The organism is Pseudomonas sp. GM102 (genome assembly GCF_000282555.1).
GTDB lineage: Bacteria > Pseudomonadota > Gammaproteobacteria > Pseudomonadales > Pseudomonadaceae > Aquipseudomonas.
The window spans coordinates 32,109-34,371 of sequence record NZ_AKJB01000148.1; the positions used below are offsets into that span (position 1 = coordinate 32,109).

Consider the following 2,263-nt stretch of genomic DNA (forward strand, 5'->3'; position numbering starts at 1 on the left):
TTACCAGCCTCGTCCCGAATTCACCCAGAAATTCACCGACAACGAAGTCGACACCGATTCCACCTGATGGAACCAGCCTTCGGGTAGAAACAGCAGGTCGCCGGCCTCCAGGGTCACCCGTAGAAACGTGACGTCTTGCGCGCCGGGGAAGCGCTGGTAATCCGGCGCATCCGGGTTGAAATCACAACCATCGAGCCCACCCTGGGGGGCCGTCGACCAAGTGCCGAGGGCTTCGCGGTGATGAGGCGCGGCGAGGGTGAAGGTTTTCTGGCCCCAGACTTGTGCGAACAGGTTGTCGGTGTCATCGCGATGCAGCGGTGTCAGCGTGCCTTTGGGGCCGATCCAGATGCGTGGCGGGATGAACAACGCTTGATCGAAATAGGGTGGGTACTTGATCTGCTCCATCAATTGCGCAGGCAGGATATTGTTGCCCATGTACGCCGGTGGTTCGCCATCGGCGCTTTTGACCGCCGGGCTGTCCAGCGAGGCGATGAACGCGGCCATGGAGGTGGAGCGGAAATCCCGTTCCGTGGAGAAGGTTTTCTTCACGTAATCGCCGTGTCGGGTGATGCCTTGCAGTTCGGCGAAGTGCACCAGCGATTCTTCACGGCTGAGCTTGAACAGGGGCCAGTCTTGCAAGGCATCGCTGATCACCAGAGGAATGCCGTGAGGCAAATAGCGAGTCTCGAATTCCAATACCGACAGCTCGCTGCGTGGCCGGCGCTCCACCGAAATATTGAGTCGGCAGGCTCGCGGAGATCTTTTCACTGAAACGCGGTGGGGTCGGGTAGCGTTTGTTCATGTCGACCTTTTCCACCACACCGCCCCCATGGCGCGCGTGATCGATGATCTGCGGCAGCATCGTCGCCAGGCCCATGTTGCCGCCGATTTTCAAGCGGCCGCTGGCGAACAGCTCCTCGACGTTGGCCATACCGCCCATGATCCCGAGAAAGTCCTTTTCCGCGACTTCGATGGTCACGTCGGGGCTGGCATGTCGACCGGCTTCGGTGCGGCTGCTGGCCTTGACCTCGGACCAGTACGCCTGATGCGGGCCGAACACGAATTGAAAAACCCCTTCGATGCCGACGGCACCGGCATTGGCGAACAGTTTGCCCAGGATGGTCTGCAGGTCCACGGCGATGCCCCTTGTTGGTTTTGGTCTGAGCTGGTTTTATCTGAACAAGGGACGATAACCTGCAGCGGAAATTTAACCGGCGCTGACTAATTTGCGCCGCGTCTGGACCGTCCTTCCTTACAGATGACTTTTTGAGGTGAACGTGGTGACCAAGCTGACCTTGCTGTGCCTGCCGTACTCTGGCGCCAGTGCCATGGTCTACAGCCGCTGGCGGCGCAAGTTGCCGGAGTGGCTGCAGTTGCAGCCGGTAGAACTGCCGGGGCGTGGTGCACGGTTCGGCGAACCGCTGCACACCGACATGCGCGCGCTGGCGATGCAATTGGCCAGGGAGCTGCGTTCGACGCTCAAGGCGCCCTACGCCTTGTTTGGTCATAGCCTGGGCGCCTTGCTGGCATGCGAGATGGCCCACGCCTTTCGTGCGCTGGGCTGCCCGGAACCGGTGGCCCTGTTTGCCTCGGGAACGGCGGCACCCACGATGCGCGCTGACTACGACCGCGGCTTTGCCGAGCCGAAAACCGATGCGCAGTTGATCGAGCAGCTACGAACGCTCAATGGCACCAGCGAAGAGGTGCTGGCCAATGAAGAACTGATGAGCCTGACACTGCCGATTCTGCGCGCGGACTTTCTGCTGTGCGGACGTTTTCAGCCGGTGCAGCGGCCATTGCTCAAGTGCCCGGTGCACGTGCTGGGTGGCAAGGCCGACAAGGCCACCACCGAGCAGTTGATCGGCTGGAGCAAGGAAACCCATGGCAGCTTTTCGGTGGACATGCTGGCCGGCGGGCACTTCTTCATTCATGAGCACGAAGCCAAGGTGCTACGGGTGATCAAGGATCAGTTGGAGGTTCATCATCGGCGGGGTGCCATGGTTGCCATGGCCTGAGTATCCACCCGGTTTCACCCTGTGGGAGCGAGCCTGCTCGCGATAGCGGTCTGACATTCAACCAATGCCGCCTGTCATGGCCCCATCGCGAGCAGGCTCGCTCCCACATTGATTTGCGACCTCCTTGTTTTCCCCGCGTTACCTCCTTTCTGATACTTGTTCTCAAACGCTAATTTTTCCGGTCTGCATTCGTTTTATAGGGACGACGTGCCTTTGTGCTTCCTGCCTACTGATCCGGATGCTAAGAA

General features: G+C 60.0%; 1 protein-coding gene and 1 pseudogene. One reads left to right on the plus strand and one right to left on the minus strand.

Features of this window, described 5'->3' with window-relative positions:
• A pseudogene (locus PMI18_RS0129880) lies at positions 1–1,135 on the minus strand (cupin-like domain-containing protein).
• Positions 1,136–1,277: 142 nt separating this feature from the next.
• Between PMI18_RS0129880 and PMI18_RS00875 the strand changes: the two are divergent.
• Positions 1,278–2,015, plus strand: a complete 738-nt coding sequence (locus PMI18_RS00875) for a thioesterase II family protein (RefSeq protein WP_007907650.1) — start codon at positions 1,278–1,280, stop codon at positions 2,013–2,015.
• Positions 2,016–2,263 lie beyond the last annotated feature (248 nt).